The sequence below is a fragment of the Candidatus Binatus sp. genome (genome assembly GCF_036567905.1).
Taxonomy (GTDB): Bacteria; Desulfobacterota; Binatia; order Binatales; family Binataceae; genus Binatus.
In genome coordinates this window covers 18,635-41,227 of record NZ_DATCTO010000017.1, presented here as the reverse complement: position 1 = coordinate 41,227, position 22,593 = coordinate 18,635, and the positions used below count along the sequence as shown (strand labels likewise).

Annotated in this window: 13 protein-coding genes; 5 read left to right on the top strand and 8 right to left on the bottom strand. The window is 61.4% G+C overall.

Translation table 11 applies throughout. From position 1 onward, the window contains the following. Nucleotides 1-11: 11 nt before the first annotated feature. Complete coding sequence (locus tag VIO10_RS02805; protein ID WP_331959004.1) at nt 12-878, bottom strand: class II fructose-bisphosphate aldolase; 867 nt, start codon at nt 876-878, stop codon at nt 12-14. Between the two features lie 222 nt (nt 879-1,100). Beyond that, nucleotides 1,101-2,117, bottom strand: a complete 1,017-nt coding sequence (gene gnd, locus VIO10_RS02800) for a phosphogluconate dehydrogenase (NAD(+)-dependent, decarboxylating) (RefSeq protein ID WP_331959001.1) — start codon at nt 2,115-2,117, stop codon at nt 1,101-1,103. Nucleotides 2,118-2,216: 99 nt separating this feature from the next. On the opposite strand from gnd, the gene VIO10_RS02795 reads away from it, so the two are divergent. The 3 genes from VIO10_RS02795 to VIO10_RS02785 all read left to right on the top strand — a co-directional run bounded on the left by VIO10_RS02795 (nt 2,217) and on the right by VIO10_RS02785 (nt 6,131). Next, entirely contained in the window at nt 2,217-3,728 is a 1,512-nt protein-coding gene (locus VIO10_RS02795; RefSeq protein ID WP_331958998.1) for a cobyric acid synthase, read from the top strand. Between the two features lie 136 nt (nt 3,729-3,864). After that, nucleotides 3,865-5,037, top strand: coding sequence for a glutathione S-transferase family protein (locus VIO10_RS02790; RefSeq protein ID WP_331958995.1), 1,173 nt, complete (start codon nt 3,865-3,867; stop codon nt 5,035-5,037). A 158-nt stretch (nt 5,038-5,195) separates the two neighbouring features. Next, the gene (locus tag VIO10_RS02785; RefSeq protein WP_331958992.1) at nt 5,196-6,131 is read left to right on the top strand and encodes an oxidoreductase; all 936 of its coding nucleotides are present in this window, start codon (nt 5,196-5,198) and stop codon (nt 6,129-6,131) included. Here the strand turns inward: VIO10_RS02785 and VIO10_RS02780 are convergent. Beyond that, a complete protein-coding gene (locus VIO10_RS02780) occupies nt 6,119-9,577 on the bottom strand; it encodes a response regulator (protein ID WP_331958989.1) in 3,459 nt (1,152 codons plus the stop codon). The genes VIO10_RS02785 and VIO10_RS02780 overlap by 13 nt on opposite strands. Before the next feature lie 243 nt (nt 9,578-9,820). On the opposite strand from VIO10_RS02780, the gene VIO10_RS02775 reads away from it, so the two are divergent. Further along, entirely contained in the window at nt 9,821-11,365 is a 1,545-nt protein-coding gene (locus VIO10_RS02775) for a carboxylesterase/lipase family protein (RefSeq protein WP_331958986.1), read from the top strand. Nucleotides 11,366-11,382: 17 nt separating this feature from the next. On the opposite strand, the gene VIO10_RS02770 is transcribed toward VIO10_RS02775, so the two are convergent. Both VIO10_RS02770 and VIO10_RS02765 read right to left on the bottom strand, forming a co-directional pair. Continuing rightward, nucleotides 11,383-15,288, bottom strand: a complete 3,906-nt coding sequence (locus tag VIO10_RS02770; RefSeq protein WP_331958983.1) for a DUF748 domain-containing protein — start codon at nt 15,286-15,288, stop codon at nt 11,383-11,385. A gap of 80 nt (nt 15,289-15,368) precedes the next feature. Then, the gene (locus VIO10_RS02765) at nt 15,369-15,752 is read right to left on the bottom strand and encodes a dual specificity protein phosphatase (RefSeq protein WP_331958981.1); all 384 of its coding nucleotides are present in this window, start codon (nt 15,750-15,752) and stop codon (nt 15,369-15,371) included. 63 nt (nt 15,753-15,815) lie between these two features. Here VIO10_RS02765 and VIO10_RS02760 point away from each other — a divergent pair, with 63 nt between their 5' ends. Beyond that, entirely contained in the window at nt 15,816-17,813 is a 1,998-nt protein-coding gene (locus tag VIO10_RS02760) for a glycoside hydrolase family 5 protein (protein WP_331958978.1), read from the top strand. A gap of 5 nt (nt 17,814-17,818) precedes the next feature. On the opposite strand, the gene VIO10_RS02755 is transcribed toward VIO10_RS02760, so the two are convergent. From VIO10_RS02755 to VIO10_RS02745, 3 genes are all read right to left on the bottom strand, one after another. Continuing rightward, on the bottom strand, nt 17,819-18,718 hold the full coding sequence (locus VIO10_RS02755; protein ID WP_331958975.1) for a crotonase/enoyl-CoA hydratase family protein: 900 nt from the start codon (nt 18,716-18,718) through the stop codon (nt 17,819-17,821). A gap of 29 nt (nt 18,719-18,747) precedes the next feature. Next, nucleotides 18,748-19,215, bottom strand: a complete 468-nt coding sequence (locus tag VIO10_RS02750; RefSeq protein WP_331958972.1) for a MaoC family dehydratase — start codon at nt 19,213-19,215, stop codon at nt 18,748-18,750. A 202-nt stretch (nt 19,216-19,417) separates the two neighbouring features. Next, nucleotides 19,418-22,585, bottom strand: a complete 3,168-nt coding sequence (locus VIO10_RS02745) for a CusA/CzcA family heavy metal efflux RND transporter (RefSeq protein ID WP_331958969.1) — start codon at nt 22,583-22,585, stop codon at nt 19,418-19,420. Nucleotides 22,586-22,593 lie beyond the last annotated feature (8 nt).

Here is a 22,593-nt window from a genome sequence, read left to right as displayed (position 1 = left end):
CAACCAGGCCGTTATCTCGAACTGAACAGTTCGAGCCGCGAACCAACCACCGCTTTCACCGCCTCGACCGCGGCCCTCAGTATCTTGTAGGGCGCCACCTCGTTGGGCTCCGCTGCCAGCCCCGCTTCGACCCCCCGTCGCCAAGCCAGCCGCAGTTCGGTGTTGACGTGGACGATAGTCATACCGGACTTGATCGCCCTCCTGAAATCGTCGTCGTTGGTGCCCGACCCGCCGTGCAATGTCATGAAGATCCGAACCGCTGCTTTGATCTCCGCGATCCTCTCGATATTCAGCCGCTTGCGAACGTTGCCGTGAACCATGCTCTTGAGCATTCCGTGCATGTTGCCGACCGCCGGCGACAAAACGTCAACTGAGGTAGCATCGACGAATTGTTTCGCCTCCTGCGGCGTGGTCATAACGCCGACACCGTCGGGAATCTTGTCGAGCACAGCCGACGACGCACCGATCCAGCCGATCTCGCCCTCGACAAGAATCGCAGGGTTGATCGATTTGATCGCCTCGATCGCTTTCTTGGTCTGCGCGATGTTTTCCTCGAAAGGGAGCGCCGACCCGTCGAATATGATTTCGTCGAATCCCGCCTTCGCCGCCGCCTCAGCTTTGGCGATCGAGTGAGTGTGGTCGGCGTTGAGAAAAATCGGAAAGTCGTACTCGTCACGAACCGACTTTACCAACGCTGCGGCCTGTCGGACGCCGGTGAACTCGCGCTCGCCCTCGGACAGACCCACCATCACGGGTAATCTCTTGTCGCGCGCGGCGGCGACGATCGCGTTGAACGCGACCAGGTCCGAGAAATTAAAATGACCGACGGCGACTTTGTCCGCTTCCGCGCGGTTCAATACTTCACGCAGCGATGTCATATTCGGTTTTCTCTCCCCATCGTAAACACCCAGCCAGAAGAGCGTTGCATAACCAGCGCCGGACGCCGGGGCGTCCGGCGAGATTCTTCGCTACAGCAGCCTTTGCTCAGAATGACACGGGCGGCCGCCCGCTTTCTTGTGTCATCCTGAGCACGGCGAAGGATCTCGCGCGCCAGCGCGCATCGCTTCAGCACCAACGTCCGGTTACGCAAAGCTCCCATGCTAGGCCTTCTTCTCCAGGTGTCCGCCGAACTCGTAGCGCATCGCAGACAGGAGCTTGTCCGCAAAGTCGGCCGCGCCTCGCGAGCCGAAGCGTTCGTAGAGCGCGGCGGTAAGCACATGCGCGGGGACGCCCTCATCGATCGCCGCGTCGATCGTCCAGCGGCCCTCGCCCGAATCCGATACCCGCCCGGCAAATTTCTTCAGTTCCGGATCGCCAAGCAGCGCGTTGGCGGTCAGGTCCAGCAGCCACGACGCAATCACGCTGCCGCGGCGCCATACCTCGGCGACGTCGGTGAGATTAAAGTCGTACAGGTACAGCTTGGGATTGCGCAGCGGGGTGGTCTCCGCATCCACCGCATGCGTCTGCGTCCCCACGTTGGCGTTGCGCAGAATGTTCATCCCCTCCGCATACGCCGCCATAATCCCGTACTCGATTCCGTTGTGAACCATTTTCACGAAGTGACCCGCGCCGTTGGGTCCGCAATGCAGATAACCGTGCTCGGCGGTGCTGCCTTGGACCTGGTCGCGGCCGGGCGTGCGCGGGGCGGAATCGATCGACGGCGCGAGCGTGGCAAAAATCGAATCGAGATGCTTCACGACTTGCGGCTCGCCGCCGATCATCTGGCAAAAGCCGCGCTCGAGTCCCCAGACGCCACCGCTGGTGCCTGAATCGACATAGTGAATCCCCTTGGCCCGCAGCGATTCGGCGCGCCTGAGGTCGTCGATGTAATACGAATTGCCGCCGTCAACGATGATGTCGTCGCGCTGGAATCGGCGCGACAGGTCCGCCACCGTATCCTCGACGACGGCAGCCGGCACCATCATCCACGCCACGCGCGGCTGCTTGAGCTTGGCGGCGAAGTCGTCGAGTGACGACGCGGCGATGGCGCCCTCCTTCGCCAATTCCTTGACCGCGGCGGCGCTCACATCGAACACGACGCATTCGTGACCGCCGCGCAGCAGGCGCCGCACCATGTTGGCGCCCATTCGGCCGAGCCCGACCATTCCCATTTGCATCTTACTTCGCTCCTTGTTGAACCGGACCTGTATTGAAACAGTCTATCGCATCGCGGATGTTATGGCTTCCGTGAGGGTCGGTCCAAAAGGAGTCGGGATATGAGCGCCAGGAGCTTGATGGTAATGGGCACGGCGTCGGACGTCGGCAAGAGCGTGGTCGTCACCGCGCTGTGCCGTGCGTTCGCGCGCGCCGGCGTCCGCGTGGCGCCCTTCAAATCGCAAAACATGTCGAACAACGCCGCGGTTTGCCCCGGTGGCGGCGAGATCGGACGCGCGCAGGCCGTGCAGGCTCAGGCGTGCGGGCTCGAACCGAGCCCCGACATGAATCCGGTGCTGTTGAAAACGCAATCCGGAATGGGCTGCCAAGTAGTGATTCGGGGCCGAGCACGGTTTCAAATGGGGGTAAATGACTATGAGCGGTATCGTACTGAGGCATGGCCTGAGATAGTCAGTAGCTATAGCAATCTGGCGCGGGATTTTGAGCTGATTGTTATCGAAGGCGCGGGCAGTGCGGCAGAGATCAATCTGCGCCATCGGGACATAGTCAATTGGGAAATCGCCGAACTGGCCGACGCGCCCGTCCTGTTGGTCGCGGACATCGACAAGGGCGGAGTCTTTGCCTCGATCGTCGGCACGATCGAGCTGCTCGCGCCCGAGGAACGGCGTCGCGTAAAGGGAGTGCTGATTAACAAGTTTCGCGGCGATCAAAAGCTGCTGGAACCCGGCCTTCGCTTTCTCGAGCAACGCACCGGTATCCCGATACTCGGAGTGATTCCCTGGCAGCAGAGCCTGGGACTGCCGCAGGAGGACGCCGCCAGTTTGGTTGGCATCGCGACGCACCCCGGCGGCAAGCCGATAACTATCGGAGTGATACACCTGCCGAGTATTTCCAACTATACGGATTTCGATGCGTTCGAGGACGAACCGGATGTCGCCGTGCACTACTTGAGCGATCCCGCCGTGGCGCCACGGCTTGACGTTCTGATCATTCCGGGGACCAAGGACACCGTCGCCGATCTGAAGTGGCTGCGCGCAACCGGGTGGGAGAACTTGCTGGTCCGGCACCGCCGCGCGGGTGGATGGGTGCTTGGAATCTGCGGAGGGTACCAGATGCTTGGACGGCGCGTCATCGACGCCGACGGGGTCGAGAGCGATACGCTCGAAACGATTGGGTTGGGATTGCTCGAAATGGAAACGATCTTTCAGGGCGGGAAAATCACCGATCGAATACGAGCAATTCATCTGCCGACAAGCATCCCCGTTTCCGGCTACGAGATTCACTCCGGGCGCATCACCGGCGTCACGGCTTCCCGGGCGCTGTTCAGATTGACGCATCGGGACTCCAGCGCAGTGAACGAATTGGAGGGCGCACGGTCAGACGACGGACGAGTGATCGGCACTTCGATTCACGGAATGTTCGATTCGGCCGGTTTTCGACGAAACTTTCTCGACGAGATCAGGACTTCGAAAGGACTCGCCCCGCTCGAATCCGCCGCGCAGGATGATACCGACGCCAATCGCCGCACGGCCTTCGATCGAATCGCCGACGCGCTGGAAGCGAGCGTGGATATGGCGCAGGTCGCGGCGCTCGCCGGCGTTTCTCTCCGCTAGCTGTTACACTATTGAGTATTAAGCTGCTATTACCGATAAGGCTGCTTTACATGCAGGCGTCAAATCGCCAGGTCAAGCTCCCACTGACTTCGGGACAACGCCCGAAATCACGCGGTAGCCGCAAAATTCACGGAGCATGATGAACACCGGACGCACAAATGACACCTATATTTTGTGGGGCGCGCCTACGTCGCTCTATAGCGGGAAGGCAAGGTCCTATCTGATCAAGAAGCGGATTCCATATCGGGAGTTCTTCCCGTCGCACGCGGTCTACCAGACGAAGATCGCTCCCGCCTTGGGGTTCTTCGTCGTTCCAGTGCTGGAAGCTCCCGACGGCTCCATCATTCAAGACACCTCCGACATCATCGAACATCTAGAGGAGAAATTTCCCGAGCCGCGCCTCAACCCGTCAATGCCGGTGCAACGGACCGTTGCCTCGCTGATAGGAGCGTTTGGCTCGGAAGGGCTGCTCAAGATGGCGATGCACTACCGTTGGTCCTACTTGACGCAGCAAGAGAAATTTCTGCGCGCCGAATTTGGCCGTGGCGCATCCGCAAGCCGCAATCGGGCGGATCGCGACGCCGTCGCCGCGCCCTTCATGCAGGCGATGCAGGCGTACTTGCCGCGGCTCGGCATCGCCAGAGAAACCATCCCGGCCATCGAGCGCTCGTATGAGGAATTGCTCGACATCCTCGAGGCGCACTTCATGTTGAATCCGTACATTCTGGGCGGCCGGCCCAGCGACGCTGACTTCGGATTGATGGCTCCCCTGTTCGCGCATCTGGGGCGTGACCCCTATCCCTGCACCTTGATGAAAAGTCGCGCACCCAACGTCTTTCGCTGGACCGAACGAATGAACTTGCCTGACATCTTCGACGGCGAGTTCGCCGACGTGGATGCATCCTATCCGCGCGATGACAGCATTCCGGAAACCTTGGAGCCCCTCCTTACCCACATCTTCAAGGACTGGGGACCCGAGTTGCTTGCCACTGCGGACCTATACAATGCGTGGGTAAAGGGAAATCCGTCGCTGAAACCCGGGGATCTGGTTTCCGCGCAACGCGATCGGCGCGTGCACCCCACGTTGGGAAACATCAGCTTCGCGCTTGGGCGTCAAAACCTCCAATGCGCAGCGGCTCCACAAACGCTTTGGCATTTCGACAAGGTATTAAGGCGAGCACGCGCATTGTCCGGCGCCGCTGGAGCGCAATTCGAGGCGCTCGTCCAACGTACCGGCGGTGGCCGCGCGATGGCTATCACGCTCGCTCGCCCCATCAAGCGCGAGAATTACGTGCTGGTTGTCGGGTGATCTCCCCGCGCGGTTACTTTTTCATCAGCCTGCTAGGCTTACATGCAAGCGAGGTCGATGACCTTGCCGTCCTTACTCTTGCATTCCATCCCGGTCATCATGCTGATTAGGTAATCGTGCTATAGCCTTCGTGCAGCCGACTGGGAGGAACGCCCACTATGCCCGACAGAAAAGCGTGGACCGCCGATGACATGCCGGATCTTTCCGGGAAGACGATCGTCGTAACCGGTGGCAACAGCGGCATCGGCTATGAAGCCGCGCTGGAATTCGCGCGCAAGCGGGCCGATGTCATCATTGCCTGCCGCGACCTGGGCAAGGCTCGAACCGCCGCCGCTCAGATCTCCGCATCATCGCCCGGCGCCAAGGTTGAGGTGATGGAACTCGACCTCTCGAACCTCGCGTCGGTGCGCGGCTTCGCCGACGCGTTCCGTCTGGGGCATCCCGCGCTACACGTGCTGTGCAACAACGCCGGCGTCATGGCGATCCCGTATCGTCTCACGGCAGACGGCTTCGAGATGCAATTCGGCACCAATCACCTGGGACATTTCGCGTTGACCGGACTGCTGCTCGATCGATTGCTCGCCACCGATGGCGCGCGAGTGGTCAACGTAAGCAGCAACGCGCATCGCATGGGCAGCATTCGTTTCGACGATCTCCAATGGCACAACGGCTACCGCAAGTGGAGGGCTTACGGGCAGAGCAAGCTCGCCAACTTGTTGTTCAGCTTCGAGTTGCAGCGGCGAGCCGACGCATCGGGCGCAAAGCTGCTCAGCGTCGCGTGCCATCCCGGATATGCGGCGACCAATCTGCAAGCCGCGGGACCGCGGATGCAGGGATCGTCGATGCTCGAATATCTTTTCTCAGTCGGCAACAGCCTGCTCGCGCAAAGCGCCGCGATGGGCGCGCTGCCTACCGAGTATGCGGCGGTCGCGCCCGACGTCCACGGCGGCGATTACATCGGCCCTGACGGTATCGCCGAGATGTGGGGACATCCAGAAAAAGTCGGTTGTAGTGCGGCTGCTCGCGACAGCGCGGCCGCCGCCCGGCTTTGGGAAGTGTCCGAGCAGCTCACCAAGGTGCATTACGCGCTTTGAGCAGACGCCGTCGCGTCGTCGTGACCGGAGTTTTCGATCACGTCGGCAATCGCTTGGAGCAGAGTCGATTTCTTGACCGGCTTGCTGACGTGCAGGTCGCATCCAACTTGATGTGCGCGGCGCACGTCCTGTTCGAGCGCGGAGGCAGTCAGCGCGATAATCGGCGTGCGACGACGTTGGTTCGCCGTTTCCCATTCGCGAATCATGCGCACAGCGCTGTAACCGTCGAGCACAGGCATCTGGATGTCCATCAGGACCACGTCGTAGGCACGCGTCATGAAGCGGTCCAGGGCAGCCTGGCCGTTCTCCACTTCGTCGAGCACATAGCGGCTTTTCTTTAGATACGCCGCGATCAACAGGCGGTTGTCCGCCGAGTCATCTGCCAGCAGGATGCTGAGCGGGCGGTTGAGCAGATGCTCCGCGGAACCGTTTGGCGCCGTTTCACGGCGAGGCTGGGCGGCCGCATCCGCGGGCGCGGCAACGTCGGCCATTGCGTCGGAAATAGCGGCGTACAATTCGCGCCGCTTGACCGGCTTGACCACGTAATGATTCACGCCTAAGTCCTTCATCGCATTCAACCGGGTGGTCAGGCTGCTGGAAGTCACGAGGATGACGATCGGCGAATTTCCATTCGGGCCAAGCCGCATCCGCCGGATCATTTCGAGACCGTCCATCGCGGGCATCTGCAAATCAACCAGCATCAGGCCGAACGCCGCGCGATTGCGATTCGCATCGTCGATCGCGAGGATTCCGCCGGCCCCGGACGCGGCCTCGGCGACTACCGCTCCCTTGGCGCTCAAAAGTTCGGTTGCGATCGATCGAGCGGTCGCGTTGTCATCCACCACCAGCGCACGGACCCCGGACAGATCGAGGCCGCGATGCTCCGCCGTTTCGCTTACGTTGGTGAGCGCGAGTGGCACGCCGAGTTCCGCGGTAAAACAGAAAGTGCTGCCCGTGCCTGGTTCGCTTTCGACCCAGACTCTGCCCCCCATCAGTGCGACCAGGCGCTCGACGATTGTCAGACCAAGTCCGCTGCCGCCGTATTTTCGCGTGGTCGATGAGTCGGCCTGGGTGAAGGCGGAAAAAACCCTGGGCAGCACGTCCGGCGGTATCCCGACGCCGGTGTCGCGCACCGAAAATAGAAGGCTGCCCGGGTTGGACTGGCCGGGATTGAGCGCGACGTCAATCACGACTTCACCGCGCGCGGTAAATTTGATCGCGTTGCCGATCAGGTTGATGAGCACCTGGCGCAGCCGCAGCGGATCGCCCACCAGCACGGGCGGCAGACCGCGGCCGAATCGCACCGCGAGTTCGATTCCCTTTTCGTGGGCGCGCACCGCGAGAGTATCTGCCACCTTCTCCGTCAACTCGACCACGTCGAACTCGACGGCCTCCAGCTTCAAGCGCCCGCTCTCGACTCGGGCAAGGTCCAGGATGCTGTTGATCAGTTCGAGCAGCGCGTTGCCGTTGCTGACGATGGTATCGAGGTAACGGCGCTGTTCCGAATCGAGGTCGCTCTCGCCCATCAGGTCGGCCATTCCGAGGATCGCATTCATCGGCGTGCGAATCTCGTGGGACATGCTGGACAGGAATTCGGTCTTCGCCCTCGATGCCGCCTCTGCCTTGCGTCGTGCCGCCTCCAGGTCGGTGATATCGCGCGCGAGCGACAGCACGCACTCGCGTCCGCCGAGCTCGAGCACAACCGCCGAGATCAGCGCCGGAAAAGTGCCGCCGCTGGTAGTGCGGAAGGCGGTTTCGAAGTTGCGGACCTCGCGCTGTTTGCGCAGGGTTTCGATGAAGAGATCGCGCCGCTCGGTGCTGACCCAGGCATTGAGATCAGCGAAGCGCTTGCCGACGATTTCAGTTTTTGCGATCCCACACGATCGCACCAACTCGTTGTTCACATCGATGATGACGCCGTCGCTTATGCCAGTCAGCGCGATGTTATCGAGGCTCGAGTTGAATATCTCGCGTAGCATCGCTTCGCTGCTCTGCAGGTTCCGTTCCGCCGCCACGAGATCGCTGATGTCGCGGGTGATTGTCAGGCAGCTCAGCTTGCCGTTCAGCTCCAGCAGCACCCCGGATATCAGGCATGGGATTAGGCTTCCATCTTTGGCGAAAAAATTGGCCCGCATGTTGCGGACTTCTCCGGTTCGGGTCAGAGTCGCCGCAAAATTATCCGATTCCTCGCGGCTCGGCCATACGCCGACTTCCCAATAAGTCTTGCCCAGCACCTCTTCCCTGCTAAAGCCCGTAGCGCGGCAGAATTCGTGGTTGACGTCGATGTAACGCCGCGTCATCGGATCGGTGATCGTCACCGCATCGAGGTTCGCGTCGAAGATCTTGCGCAGCGTGGCCTCGCTGTCGCGCACCTTGCGCTCCGCTTCCCTGATGTCCGAGATTTCATGGACCACGTTGATCACGCAGTTCTGATTGTTGAGCCGGGCCACGACCGCGGAAATCAGTGCGGTCGTCGGTTGAGCGGGGTCGACGCCGATGAGCCGGGCCTCGACGTTTTGCACCGAGCCGCGCTCTCGCAGCTCCTTCGCGCATTGCTCGCGGATGGCCGGCTCCACCCAGAAATTCAAGTCGATAGAGCGCCGGCCTACCACCAGCTCCCGCGGCAAGCGGGTGCGCTTGACGAATTGGTTGTTGACTTCGAGGATCCTGCCGGTGTCCAAGCTGCTGACCATGACTATGTCGCCGCTTTGCTCGAAAATCTGCCGGAACTTCTCTTCGCTCTCCCTGAGTTTCCGATCGCTGCTCCGCTGGTCTTCGAGGTTTTGCGCGAGTTCGCGCCGATTTTTCATCTGCAAATAGACGCTTGACTGCCCAAGCCCGACTGCCGTCATCAGTCCCAGCCAATGTATAGAGGGATCGGAATCAATGCCCCCATGCGCGCGCCCAACGACGTAAAAGCAAGTCATCCCGATTACGCTAATCGCCGCCTGCCAATGCCAGTCCCACGGCGCCAGCGTCCCCGCGCCGACCACGATGACAAGCACCGACACGAACAGCGGCTCGACCCGCATCGACTCGGCACAGATCGCAGTGTTGGTTACCATTAACGCGGCGAAGACGAAGACGGCGATCTGGCGCCAATAACGCGGTATCGCGGCGGTAAAGGTCAACAGAAAAAACACGACCCCGACGGCGGCGCTCGCCAAAATAAGGCTCTGCGTCGCGTCGAACGTCGATCCGGCCGTGTAACGGTGCTCCGCTGCATAAACCAGGTTGAATAAGACAATCAACACCGCAGCCACCCGCGACAAACCGATTACGGTTTCGTCCACGACGGGCAAATCGAACAAAGTATTGCGCGCCCGCGCACGCGCCAGCTCGCCCGAAGTCAAAGCTTCGGCGTTCAAGTGGTCAGGCTCGCGTTTGCTCTCTTGCGAGGCCAAGTCACGCAAGGCCAAATCGTTCTGCTCGGGCGGAGCGCCCATCGGTTTCCTTCCCGTCCCTGGCTACCGCCGGGATCTATCTGATTGAAGCAAGTCCAATGCCCGAAAATTTGTCGCATAACCGGAGAAAAAACCCCGATCACTCATCAATTAGCGCAACCCACGGCGCGATTAGACGCGAGGTGTGCCGTTTTGGGATTTGGCCGGGCGCCCGCGCCGCGCGTTTGTGAACTGCACATGGATTCTGCGAGAATCCCCGCAATTCTCGCATCGAGGTTCATCCACATGAGTGCGACTGTTTCCATCCATCAAGGCAAGCTCGAAGGCGACGATCAGGGCGGACTATTCGTCTTCAAAGGAGTGCCGTTTGCGGCTCCCCCGGTCGGTGCGCGCCGATGGCTCGCGCCCGAGAAACCCGGGCCGTGGACAGGGCTGCGCGACGCGCGTCGCTTTGGCGCGGTGGCTCATCAGAACCAAGTGATGCTTAGCGCACTCTCCGCGATGGTGGTTGATGGTGAACAATCCGAGGATTGCCTGTACCTCAACGTCTGGACTCCCGCGCTCGACGGCAAGTGTCGGCCGGTGATGGTCTGGATTCACGGCGGCGCCTTCACCATCGGCTCCGGCTCGCAGCCTCTTTACGACGGTTCCGTGCTCGCACGGCGCGGTGACGTGGTCGTCGTCACCGTCAACTATCGCCTCGGCCCGCTGGGCTTCATGCGCCTGGCCGACGTGACCAACGGCAAGATTCCAGCGACCGGCAACGAAGGAATTCTCGATCAAGTCGCGGCGCTAAAGTGGGTCCGCGACAATATCGCCGAGTTCGGCGGCGACCCCGGCAACGTCACCATCTTCGGTGAATCGGCCGGCGGCATGAGCGTCGGAACTATCCTGGCGATGCCGTCGGCGCGCGGCCTGTTCCACAAAGCGATACCGCAAAGCGGAGCGAGCCACACCGGTGCTGCGGTCGCGCGCGCCAATCGCACCGCAGAGAGAGTTTTGTCGAAGCTCGGTGTGCACCCCGGCGACGACGCCGCGATCCGCGCGTTGACGCCTGCGCAATTGCTCGCCGGCACTCTCCTCGACGATGGCAAGACGCCCGACCCCGAACTCGGGATGGCGTATCAGCCGGTAGCTGACGGTACGCTGGTGCCGCGCGCCGCGATCGAGATGGTGGCCGACGGCTCGGCGTCGGGCGTGGCCGTGATGGTCGGTTCTACGCTCGAGGAATGGAAATTGTTCTCCTTGATGGATCCTTCGTTGCACAAGCTCGACCGCGGCGGCCTGGGCGCGCGTATCAGCGGGCGCTTGACCGCTCGTGGCGCCGATGCCCTCATCGATACTTACGAAAAGGCTCGCGCCGCGCGTGGCGAGTCCGTCACGCCCGCCGAGCTGTTCACCGCAATCGAGACCGACCGGGTTTTCCGCATCCCCGGCGTGCGCCTCGCGCAAGTTCAGGGACGCCACGATCCGCGCGTTTTCAGTTATCTCTTCACCTGGCCGTCGCCCGCGATGCACGGCGCGCTCGGATGCTGCCACGCACTCGAGCTTGGCTTCGTCTTCGGCACCAATCACTTGCCCGGCATGACCGCATTCACAGGCGCCGGCCCGGCTGCGGAAAAGCTGGCGGTTCAGATGCAGGACGCATGGCTGGCATTCGCACGATCAGGCGATCCAGGCTGCGCGAGCGTCGGTACCTGGGCGGGTTATACCGAGGCGCGCCGGCCAACGATGGTCTTCGGCGCCAATACCAAACTCGAGGATGCGCCTCGCGACCAGGAGCGCCGCGCCTGGGACGCGACCCCCGATCGCCATCTCGGCGCGCTCTAGCTATCGCTCGGACGAGGTCACTCGAGCGATAGATCGACGCGCGTCGTCTTGCCCTGATCCTTGATTCCGCCGGCGTTCAGCTTCGGCGCGATTATGAACATCCGCGCCGCATCGACCTGTTTCGTACTCAGATACGCGCGCACGGCGTTTGCGCGCGCGTCCGCCAGCTGCTGAAGATCCTGATCGCTCACCGGAGTGTTGGCGAGGATTAGCTTTTTCATCTCGTCGGGCGGCTGCGTCTTTGCCAACCCGATGAAGTTGCGCGGCTTCTGAAATTTTCCCGCGCTATAAACTCGCGCCAGATACTTGTTGTAGTCCGCCGTCGACAGCGCCGCGCTTTTCGCATTCGCATCCGCACCGTCTCCCTCATCCTTGCGTCTGAGCGCCTCGATGCTGTGCTCCAGTGACGCTTCGCGGTAGCCGTCCTTGTCGAATTTCGGATCGACGCGCCCCGAGATGTTGAGCTTCAAGGCGGTTCGATCCGCCAACGCCGCCGCGACTGTATCCAGTTTCTTTTGACTATCCGGCGTTAGCCGCGCGTAGCCCGGCGCGAACTCTATGTAGCCGAGGTCTTGCTGCTCGCCGCCACCGAACGCCGCCGCTATCAGCGAGAATGGCGACGTCACGGCCTTGACGATGAGGTTCTTGAACGCGCTCCAGATGACGCTGCCGATGCTGAATTGCGGATCCGAGAGCGACCCCGACACGGGCACTCGCAAGTCGATTTCTCCCTTCGAATTCTTGAGCAGTGCGACCGCGAATCGAATCGGCAGATTCATCGCATCCGGGCTCTCCACGTGATCGCCGAACGTCAGTTGATCGATGAAAATATGGTTCTCGGCCGTCAGCTTTCCCTGGTCCAGCAGATAATGAACATCGACCGTCAGTGTGCCTTTGACGATCGGATAGCCGGTGTATTTGGTCGAGTACGGGGTGAGGCCCGTCAGTTCGATACCGTTCGCCTTCGCCTTGATATCGACGAACGCAGTCGGCGCGAGCGGATTTATGGACCCATCGATGTTGATCGGCGCGCTCCCGTTGATTTTTCCGTCGAGTAAAACTTCCGCCGGCGATGTGGATTTTGTTCCGAACGCGCCGACCTTGCCCTCCATATCGGTCAGGTTCGCCGTGTAGTTGGGCTTGATAAAGTTGTCCGTGTAATCGACTTTGCCACCTTTGAGCGTGATCTTGTTCAACTCGATGTCGGCGTTCACCGGCTGCCCTGCGTAGGGCTCCGCCGGACTCGGCAATGCCGCCGGAGCCGCTTCAGGAGCCGTCGCGGCTGCCGGACTCGGTGCGGCAGCCGGAATCGGCGTCGATGCCGGCGCCACCGGAACCGCACCCTTCGAGCCCGGCTCTCCCGTGGCTCGCGTCAGTGACGTAGGCGCTTCCTGCGGGCTCGCGGTGATGTCTTTCAGATTCAACTTGCCGGTGCTGTTGAGAATGACCCGCGAATAAAAATTCGACAGCGCAAGCTCGCCGACATGCACCTTCGGCGGACCTTTTCCGAGCGCGAAGTCGATTTTACTAGCGTTGAGCGCGTTCATTCTGAAAAAGAGAGCGTTGGTCAGCTTGTCGAGCATCCTCACGCTGCCCAGCGACGCGTCGCCACGATAGCTGACGAGAAAATCGTTGCCCGCCTGCTCCAGGCCGACCGCGCCGTCCATCGTCAGGTTCGCGCTGGTGATCGTCGCGTTCAGCCTGCTGCTGACATAGGGATCCGCAAATGCCAAATCCAGGCGCTTTGTCGCAACCCGCAGATCGGCCTTCAGCGGCGCGACCGCGGCCATTCCGGTGACTTTGAAAGTGCCCGTGCGATTCAGCGTGCCGTCAACCTCGACTGCGAAAGGTTTGCTGAAGTCGCTCGACACATCTTTCAGATGCAGATTCAACGGCGCTACGGCCGCCTTGACCGGTTGCGGCGCATTGTCGTCCTCGAAGGTGGCGTCGGTCTGTTCCATCGCGACCGACGCGATCTGATATCGCCAACTCTGCGAGGGCGGCGCCGCCGCCTGGACCGGTTTGCGCGCCGCTCGCCTGGTCTCGCGGATAGTTCGCCGCGTTTCGCGCGCGCTTGCGCGCTTGCCGCGTGGCGGCGCCGCCGGGCCACCGCGCATCAGCGAGGCGAGACTCAATTTCCCGCCGCGCTCGCGGCGAACGAACAGATGCATCCCGTCACTGCGCACCGCGCTGACTGTCGCCTGATGTGCAGCCAGGTCGAACTGTCCAATCGCGACGCTCAGACTTTTCCACTGCACCGGCTTTTCGCGTTCGCGCGGCGTGTCCATCGCGAAATTTTCGATTGTGACGGTCGCCGGTTCCGCGTGCACGTTGAAATGATCGCCGGCGAAATGCGTCTGTACGCTGGCCTTTGCGCTTAGCTTGCCCGACGCGATCGTTGCCGCCAGCACCGACTGAGCGAACGGCTGCAGCGCCGGCAAGTCGATCTGATCGATCGACACCTCCGTCGTGAGCAGCGAATGCGCCAGATCGAGCGCGCCTTTGACCGCGATCGCGCCGCCACTGCGAATCTTGCCGTTAACGGTGACAGACGCGGGCACTCCCCCCACCGTCCGAAAATTCTTAAGCCTGACTCCAAGCGCATCCACCGCCACCGCCGCCGGCGTCGCGCCGCGGTTATCCTGGACCTCCACCGCGCTGTTCGTGAGATCGAACGAGTCCACCGAAAAATCGGTTGGCGACTTCGCCGTGGATCTTCCCGCGATCGGCGCCGCCGCCTGCGTCACGTTGCCCGCCACCGGCGCCGCTTGCGCTGGAGGACTCGCCGGCGCCGCATTGCCGCTCGCAATCGACGTAAGATTGTTGGTCCCGTCGGGATTGAGCCTGACATGCGCGAGCAGTCCATTGACCCAGATAGATCGCAAATGGAACACCGCGCCCAGCGGCTCGACGTCGGTCAGCTTCACCTCGGCGTGTTTGAGTGCGGCGATCGGCGCATCCGCCGGGTCGCGAACGTCGAGCTGATCCAGCGCTACCGTTCCGTTCAAGCGAATCAGCGGTTGCGACTGCGCCTGCACGAAATGCACGTACACGTCCGCCGACAGCGTCCCCTTCGGAATTTTAACCGGCAGCTTCATCGGCGCGTAGCTGACGTAAAGCGGCAGGTTGAGCCGATGCAGTTTCAGGTCAACCACCGAGTCGTGCGTCGCCTCGAACGGCTTGGCCACGCCCGCAATCCGCATCGGGCTGCCGTCGATCACCATCTGCAGCAGCGGTTCGACGAACACGTCCACGTCGGCGGGCAGGTTCGCGATAAACGGCACGTTGATCTGAATCCGCTCGACCTTGTGCTGCTTGCCGAGCAGCTGATCGTCGAATGTCACTTCGCCATCGCGCAGTTGAATATTCGAAACCGCGAATCGCATCGGCGCGCTGGGCGCGGCCGGTTTCGGTTTTTCCGGCGCCGGCGCGCTCTCGAGCAGGTCGGAAAAGTTGAAGCGCTGCTGCGACTCCCGAACCACATGGATCGCCGGCCGCTCGACCACGACTTCGCCGACTACCGGCGCAAATCTGAAAATCGAGGTCCACGAAACCTTCACTCTCAGATGCCCAATATCGACGAACGGTTTCGGACTGTCGCGCTCGCCAACGTGCAAATGGTCCACGTCGAGCCTCAGCGCGTAGAGATTGAATCGGATTTTGCCCACGCTCACTTGGCGATGGATACTGCCCGCGACGGGGCCGGTCAGGACGTGGCGCAACACCGGCGGAACCGCCAGGTAAGCCACCGGGTCCGCAAACAGCACGACCGCGACGACGATCACCCCGATTTTGCGCAGCCGCCGCGAACTCCCCAACTCCCGGGCGCGCGCAACCCATGGCCTCGAGGGATGAAACGCCGCTCTTACATTCCTGAGCGCGGTTCCCAAGTACTCGAGCGCGCTGTTGAGAAAATTGGCCATGAGCCTTGCGTCAACGCTACGCCGCCAGCGTGAGCCGTCGCCGTCAAATAGTCAATTCATTGCGAACAGCTTGGATGTGGCTATCGATTGTGGATACCCAGCCAGCGCCGCCGGTCTTCGATGATCGGTCGCCGGCTTTTCAACAGCGCGTACGCTTCGTCAAGCGTCTTGCCGCGCTTCGTTTTCAGGAACCATGCCACCACCAGCGGCGCGCGCTCGCATCCCTCCTCGCAATGGACCAGCACGCGATGCCCCAGCGCGAGTTCTTCCTCTATCAGCGCCGCCGTCCGGTCGAGCGACGCGACCCCATCGGCAAGCAACGGCATGTGGATCGCCTGCGGCGGTTCGATTTCCGCCACGTCGGGAAGCACGCTGATAATCGTCCCCTCAAACTCGAGCGCGTCCTGAAGATCGCCGACGAACAGACTCGGAATTATCTCGCTCTCTCGCCAACTCGCGGCCATATGCTTGTGCAGCTTGACGGGCGAGCGGGCATTGCGTCAACCTCGCGTCACGGAGTGAATCGAATGCCAAAGGCTGGTCTGCCGCGGCTGCACATCGAAGGACGATGGTTCCTCGACGAACACGGGCGCCGCGTTATTTTGCGCGGCGTCAATCTGGGCGGCGATTGCAAGGTCCCCTACCCCGACGGCGGCACCAATTTTCGCTGCGACTTTTCCAACCATCGCGAGGTCTCCTTCATCGGCCGTCCGTTTCCGATTGGCGAAGCCGGCGAACACTTCTCGCGCCTGCGCGCGTGGGGCTTCAATTGCCTGCGCTTGCTGACCACTTGGGAAGCCGTCGAGCATCGCGGCCCGCGCGACTACGACGCCGCATACCTCGACTACTTCGCCGAGTTGTGCCGGCTCGCCGGTGACTATGGCTTCTACGTATTCGTGGATTTTCACCAGGATGTCTGGAGCCGAATGACCGGTGGCGACGGCGCGCCCTGCTGGCTATTCGAGAAAGTTGGAATTGACTATCGCCGGCTCGCCGAGTCGGGATGCGCTCTTGTAATGCAACATCTATATGACTATGCGCGCGGCGGCCGCCAGGAGGATCGCTACCCGACCATGAGCTGGCCGCAGAATGCGCGCCGTCCCGCCAACGGCATCATGTGGACATTGTTTTTTGCCGGCCGCGACTTCGCCCCCGGACTGACTATCGACGGCGTCAACGCGCAGGACTACATGCTCGATCACTACCTCGGAGCGCAGCGCGAGATCGCGCGCCGGATCCGCGATTTGCCCAACGTGATGGGCTTTGACTCGCTCAACGAACCGGCCCCCGGATGGATCGGACAATCACTCACCTATCGCCATCTCGGGCCAAGCAACACCAACCCCAACCCTGCGATGCCGGGTCTGGCGTGGTCGCCGCTCGACGGCTTGCTGGTATCGCATGGCGTTGCGCGCTCGATACCGGCGCTCGAGTTCGATCCGGCAGCGAAAGCGAACGCGGTGGTCCACAAACAAGATCGGACAATCAATCCCGAGCGCATCTCGATCTGGACAAGCGGCCAAAGCGATCCGTTCCAGGATGCAGGCGCGTGGCGGCTCAATAACGACGGCACTTTCCACGTTTTACGCGACGACTTTTTCCAACGCGTCGGCGATCGCAAGGTCAACTTCATCGAAGACTACATGGGGCCATTTTTCGCGCACGTTGCCGAAAATATTCGCCAGATTAATCCCGATTGGATCCTGTTCGCCGAGCTCGATCCGCTCTCGGGTTTTTTCGGACCGGGATTCCCCGCCGAGACTCCCCCCAACAGCGTCAACGCCGGCCACTGGTACGACGTGGTCACGCTCGCGACCAAGATGTTTAGTCCGAATTTCAGCCTCGACGCGTTGACCGGCGAGATTGCGACCGCCGCCGAACAGATTCAGGCGCGCTACGAACGCCAGCTCGGCAAGATGGCCGGGATGTCAAAGGCGATGAACGGCGGCGCGCCCACCCTCATCGGCGAATGTGGAATTCCATTCGATTTGAATGGCGCCGGCGCCTACCGCGCCTTTCACGCCGGCGATCGCAGCGATGCGCCGTGGACTGCTCACATCATCGCGCTCGATCTAATGTATAATGCACTCGATACTCTGCTCATCAGTAGTACGCAATGGAACTATACTGCATCCAATAGCAACGATCTGGCTATTGGCGACGGGTGGAATCAGGAGGATCTGAGTATCTTCTCACGCGACCAGCAGACCGATCCGGCGGACCTCGATAGCGGCGGCCGCGCGCTCGCCGGCTTCGTCAGACCGTACGCGCGGGCGACACAGGGTATTCCGCGCACGATGAAATTCGATCGTGCCAGCGGCACTTTCGAGTTCGTGTTCGAATCCGATCCTTCCGCTGCCGGCTCGACCGAGATCTTCGTGCCGCGCATTCAGTATCCGCGCGGATGCGTGCTTGAAGTGTCCGGCGGCAACGGCAACGCCGAGCTGGACCTCGACCGCCAGCGCGCCGTCGTCAAGGCCGAGCGTCCCGGCGAAGTCCGCGTCGTCATCCGCCGCAAAGCTTGAGCGCCTTAGCTGTACTTGCGCTCCTGCCACCACGGAAAGAACGCGGGCATGTCCTTCGAAATCTTGTCGGGAAATTTTGCCGGACGTTTCTCCAGAAATGAGACGACGCCCTCCTTCGCATCCGCCGAAGGGCTGCGCGCAAAGATTCCGCGGCTGTCCAGCTTGTGCGCTTCCATCGGATGGTCCGCGCCGGCCATCCGCCACAACATCTGCCGAATCAACGCGACCGACACTTGCGAGGTGTTGTCCGCTATCTCGCGAGCGAGCGCGCGCGCCGCTGGAATGAGTTGATCGGGTTTGTAGATCCTTTTGATCAGCCCGCCGTCGAGCGCCTCCTCGGCCGCGAACACTCGACCCGTAAATGTCCATTCCAGCGCCTGCGAGATGCCGACAATTTTCGGCAGGAACCAGCTCGAGCACGCCTCCGGCACGATCCCGCGCCGCGCGAACACGAACCCGAAACGCGCATTCTCCGACGCCAGCCGCACATCCATCGCGAGTTGCATCGTCACGCCGACGCCCACCGCCGCTCCGTTCACCGCCGCGATCACCGGTTTCAGACAATCGAAGATGCGCAGCGTCAGCCGTCCGCCGCCGTCGCGAATCGCCTCGCTGCTCCAATCCACAGTGCCGTCGGCGCCGATCGCCGAGCGCCGCTTCGTACGACCCTCGTCGGTCGAGCCGAACGTCCTGGCGGGCGCCGACAGGTCCGCGCCCGCGCAGAACGCGCGTCCCGCGCCCGTCACGATGATCGCGCGCACGTTGTCGTCCGCGTCGGCCTTGTCGAACGCGTCGATCAGCTCGCTCATCATGATGTCGGTGAACGCGTTGAGCTTCTCCGGCCGGTTGAGCGTGATCGTCGCGATATTGTCCGCGACCTCGTAAACGATCTGTTCATACGCCATGCACTGCTCTCCGTCGCCGCCCGCAGCTTCTACTTCACGAACAGCGCCAGTGCTTCGTACACCACCGCGGGCTTCTGCTGACCTACGACCTGGATTTCCGTCTCCCGCGTGAGCATCGTGCCCAGCGGCCGCGGCTCGACCGCGATCAGCCGCGAGCGTGCGTGGACGCTGGCGCCCGCCGGCACCGGCGCGACAAAGCGCAGCTTGTTGGCGCCGTAATTTACCACGTTGCGAAATCCCGTGATCGTGTAATCCTCTTTGCTCCTGAACGCCGGCAGCAGGCTCAGCGTGAGAAAACCATGCGCAACCGGTCCGCCGAACGGACTTTCTTTCTTGCACCGCTCGACGTCGATATGAATCCACTGACGGTCACCGGTCACGTCGGCAAATTGATTGATTTTTTCCTGCGTCACTTGAATCGGCTCGCTCCACGGACCGAATTCCTTGCCGATCTTCGCCGTCAGCGCCGCAATATCGTCAAACTTGATCGTCTGCATATGTGTTCTCCATTTTTCGCTTGGCTACCGCCTGTCTAATCAACTCAGTTTCACTTTACAACTGGAATCAAGACGTTCCCCCGCCGACGCGCTCGGATGCAACGCCAAGCTGGGACTCACGCGCGGATTCTCGCCCTTACGCCCCGCTTTTACCAGAGCGCGACGCAGCCCGCACCCCCATCAATCGCCGTGTGGCGAGCATTCAACGGGGGCCTTCTGATGGTTGCAGCAGGATTCCTTTCTTCAGTGCCCGCTCCTTCATGATCGCGAAGAACACCGGCACCAGTATGAGGACGTGCATCGTCGAGGTGATCATGCCGCCGACGATTGGCGCGGCGATGGGCTTCATCAGGTCGGAGCCGATCCCGCTCTCCCATAGAATCGGCGCGAGACTGAGCATCACGACTGCAACGGTCATCAGCTTGGGTCGAAGCCGCTGGACTGCACCCTCGATTACCGCCAACTCGATCTCCTCGTGAGTGAGCGTGCCGGCGGCGATGTGACGATTCAGAGCTTCGTGAAGATAAATCACCATGACGACGCCGGTCTCGACAGCGATGCCGAACAGCGCGATGTACCCGACCCATACGGCAACGCTGAAGTTGAAGCCCATCATGTATTGGAGCAGCAGCCCGCCTGTCATCGCGTACACGGTCGGAAGGATCAGCACGATCGCTTCGGTCGCCGACTGGAAGAGCATGTAAAGCAGGACAAAGATCAGACACAAAACGATTGGCAGGATAACCATCAGGCGCTTTCGCGCGCGCAGCTGGAACTCATACTCTCCCGACCATTTCAGAGTGTATCCGGCGGGCAGATGCAGTTGCCGATCGAGCACGCGCTGCGCGCTGTCAACGTAGCTGCCGTAGTCCGAGGTCGCGAGGTCAACATAGACGTAGCCGGTCAGCAGCCCGTCTTCATCCCGTATCATCGATGGCCCCGGGCCCAAGCTGATACGCGCGACTTCGCCGAGCGGGATCTGCGCTCCCGTCGGCGTCATGATCAGTATTCGACGAAGCGCGTTCAGGTCGCTGCGATAATCCGCGAGATAGCGAACGTTGATCGAGTAGCGCTCTCGCCCTTCGACGGTGGTCGCGATATTCTCGCCGCCCATCCCGGAGCTGACCGCCCGCTGAACTTCTCCGACCGTCAGGCCATACCTCGCGGCGACGGCGCGGTCGACATTAACGTTAATGTAGAATCCTTGAGAAACCCGTTCGGCGAAAATTCCCCGCGTGCCCGCAACCGGTCCGAGTATTTCTTCGATCTGAGAACCTATCTGCTGAATCCGGTCGAGGTCGGGACCCTGAATTTTGAGTCCGACCGGAGTTTTGATCCCGGTCAGCTCCATGTCGAGCCGGTTCTGGACCGGCATCGTCCACGAGTTGGACAGACCAGGGAAATGCAGCCGGTCGTCCATCTCGGCGATGAGCTGGTCGTAGGTCATGCCCTTTCGCCATTGGTCGCGCGGCTTGAGCATGATCGTCGTGTCGTACATGTCCAGCGGTGCGTTGTCGGTCGCGCTATCTGACCGTCCTACAGCGCCGAACACACTCGCGACCTCTGGAAACGTGCGGATGATCTGATCCTGCTTCTGCATCAGATTTACCGCCGACGTGATCGAAATCCCGGGCAGGGCGGTAGGCATGTAGAGACTTGATCCTTCATACAGCGGCGGCATGAACTGACTTCCAATCTTGAACAGCAGCGGAATCGTGAGCAGCAAAAAAATCACGTTGGCGGCAATCGTCAGCGCACGATGATGCAGGCACCATCGGATCACCGGCAGATAAATGGCCTGGAAGAAGCGCGAGATGGGGTTGTTCTCCTCGGGGCGCAGCCGTTTGCCGCGGATGAAGAGGACCATCAGCACCGGAACCACCGTAATCGCGAGAACTGAGGAGAACGCAATCGCGAAAGACTTGGTGTAGGCCAGCGGCCGGAACATCCGCCCCTCCTGCGATTCGAGCAGGAACACCGGCAGGAACGAGACGACGATGATGATCAGCGAGAAGAAAATCGGGCGGCCGACCTGCTTCGCGGCCGATAGCAGAATCTGCTGCCGCTGGGGCTCGGATACTGACCCGCCTTTCTGCGACGCCTCCTGCTGTGCCTCCGACAGGTGCCGGTACCCGTTTTCGACCATTACGATCGAAGCGTCGACCAGCACGCCTATCGCCAGCGCCAACCCGCCCAAGGACATGATGTTGGAGCTGATCTGCAGATAGTACATCGGGATAAGCGTCGCGATGACCGCGATCGGCAGCGCAAGAATCGGGATCAGCGCCGAACGCAGATGAAAGAGGAAGATGATAATCACCAGGCTGACGATGATGGCCTCTTCGAGCAGGTCGCGCTTCAGGGTGTTGATGGATGCCTGAATGAGTCCCGACCGGTCGTAGCCGGTGACGATTTCGACTCCCGCCGGCAGAGTCTTTCGAATCTGAGCAAGCTTTTGCTTGACCCCTTCGATGACGGTGAGGGCATTCTGCCCATAGCGCATCACGACGATGCCGCCGACTGTCTCTCCGTCGCCGTTCCACTCGGCGGCGCCCTCGCGAAGATCGGGTCCCAGACTGACCACGCCCAGGTCTCTTATCAGCACCGGGGTGCCGTTGTTGGTTGCGACGGAAATATCCTCGAGGTCTGCCACCGAATGGACGTAGCCAAGGCCGCGGATCATGTAGTCCGCTCCCGACATCTCGAGCACGCGGCCACCGACTTCGCCGTTGCTGTCGCGGATTTTGTCGATCACCGTCTCCAGCGGGACCTTGAGCGCGAGCAATCGATTGGGATCGAGCTTGACCTGGTACTGCTTTACGAAGCCGCCGATGGTGGCGACTTCCGAAACCCCCGGCACGGTTTCGAGCGCATAGCGCACGTTCCAATCCTGCAAGCTGCGCAGCTCGGCGAGACTGTGAAGATGACTCTTATCGACCAGCGCGTATTCGTACACCCAGCCCGCGCCGGTTGCGTCGGGGCCGATCGCGGGATTCACGCCAGCCGGCAACTTGCCGGCTATCTGTTGGAGGTATTCCAGCACGCGGCTGCGCGCCCAATAGATGTCGGTGCCGTCTTCGAACACGACGAACACATATGAATCGCTGGGCATCGTCTGCGCTCGGACTGCCTTCACATGCGGCGCAGAAAGCATCGCGGTGACGATCGGATAGGTCACCTGATCCTCGATGAGACTGGGCGGCTGCCCCATCCATTGCGTGTGGATGATCACCTGGACATCGGAGATGTCCGGCAGCGCGTCGAGCGGGATCCGATCGAGCGACCAAATGCCCGCGAGCACCAGCGCCAGCACACCGGCGGACAGCATGAAGCGGTTCGCATTACACCAGTTTATAGTTCTCTCGATCATCCTTCTTT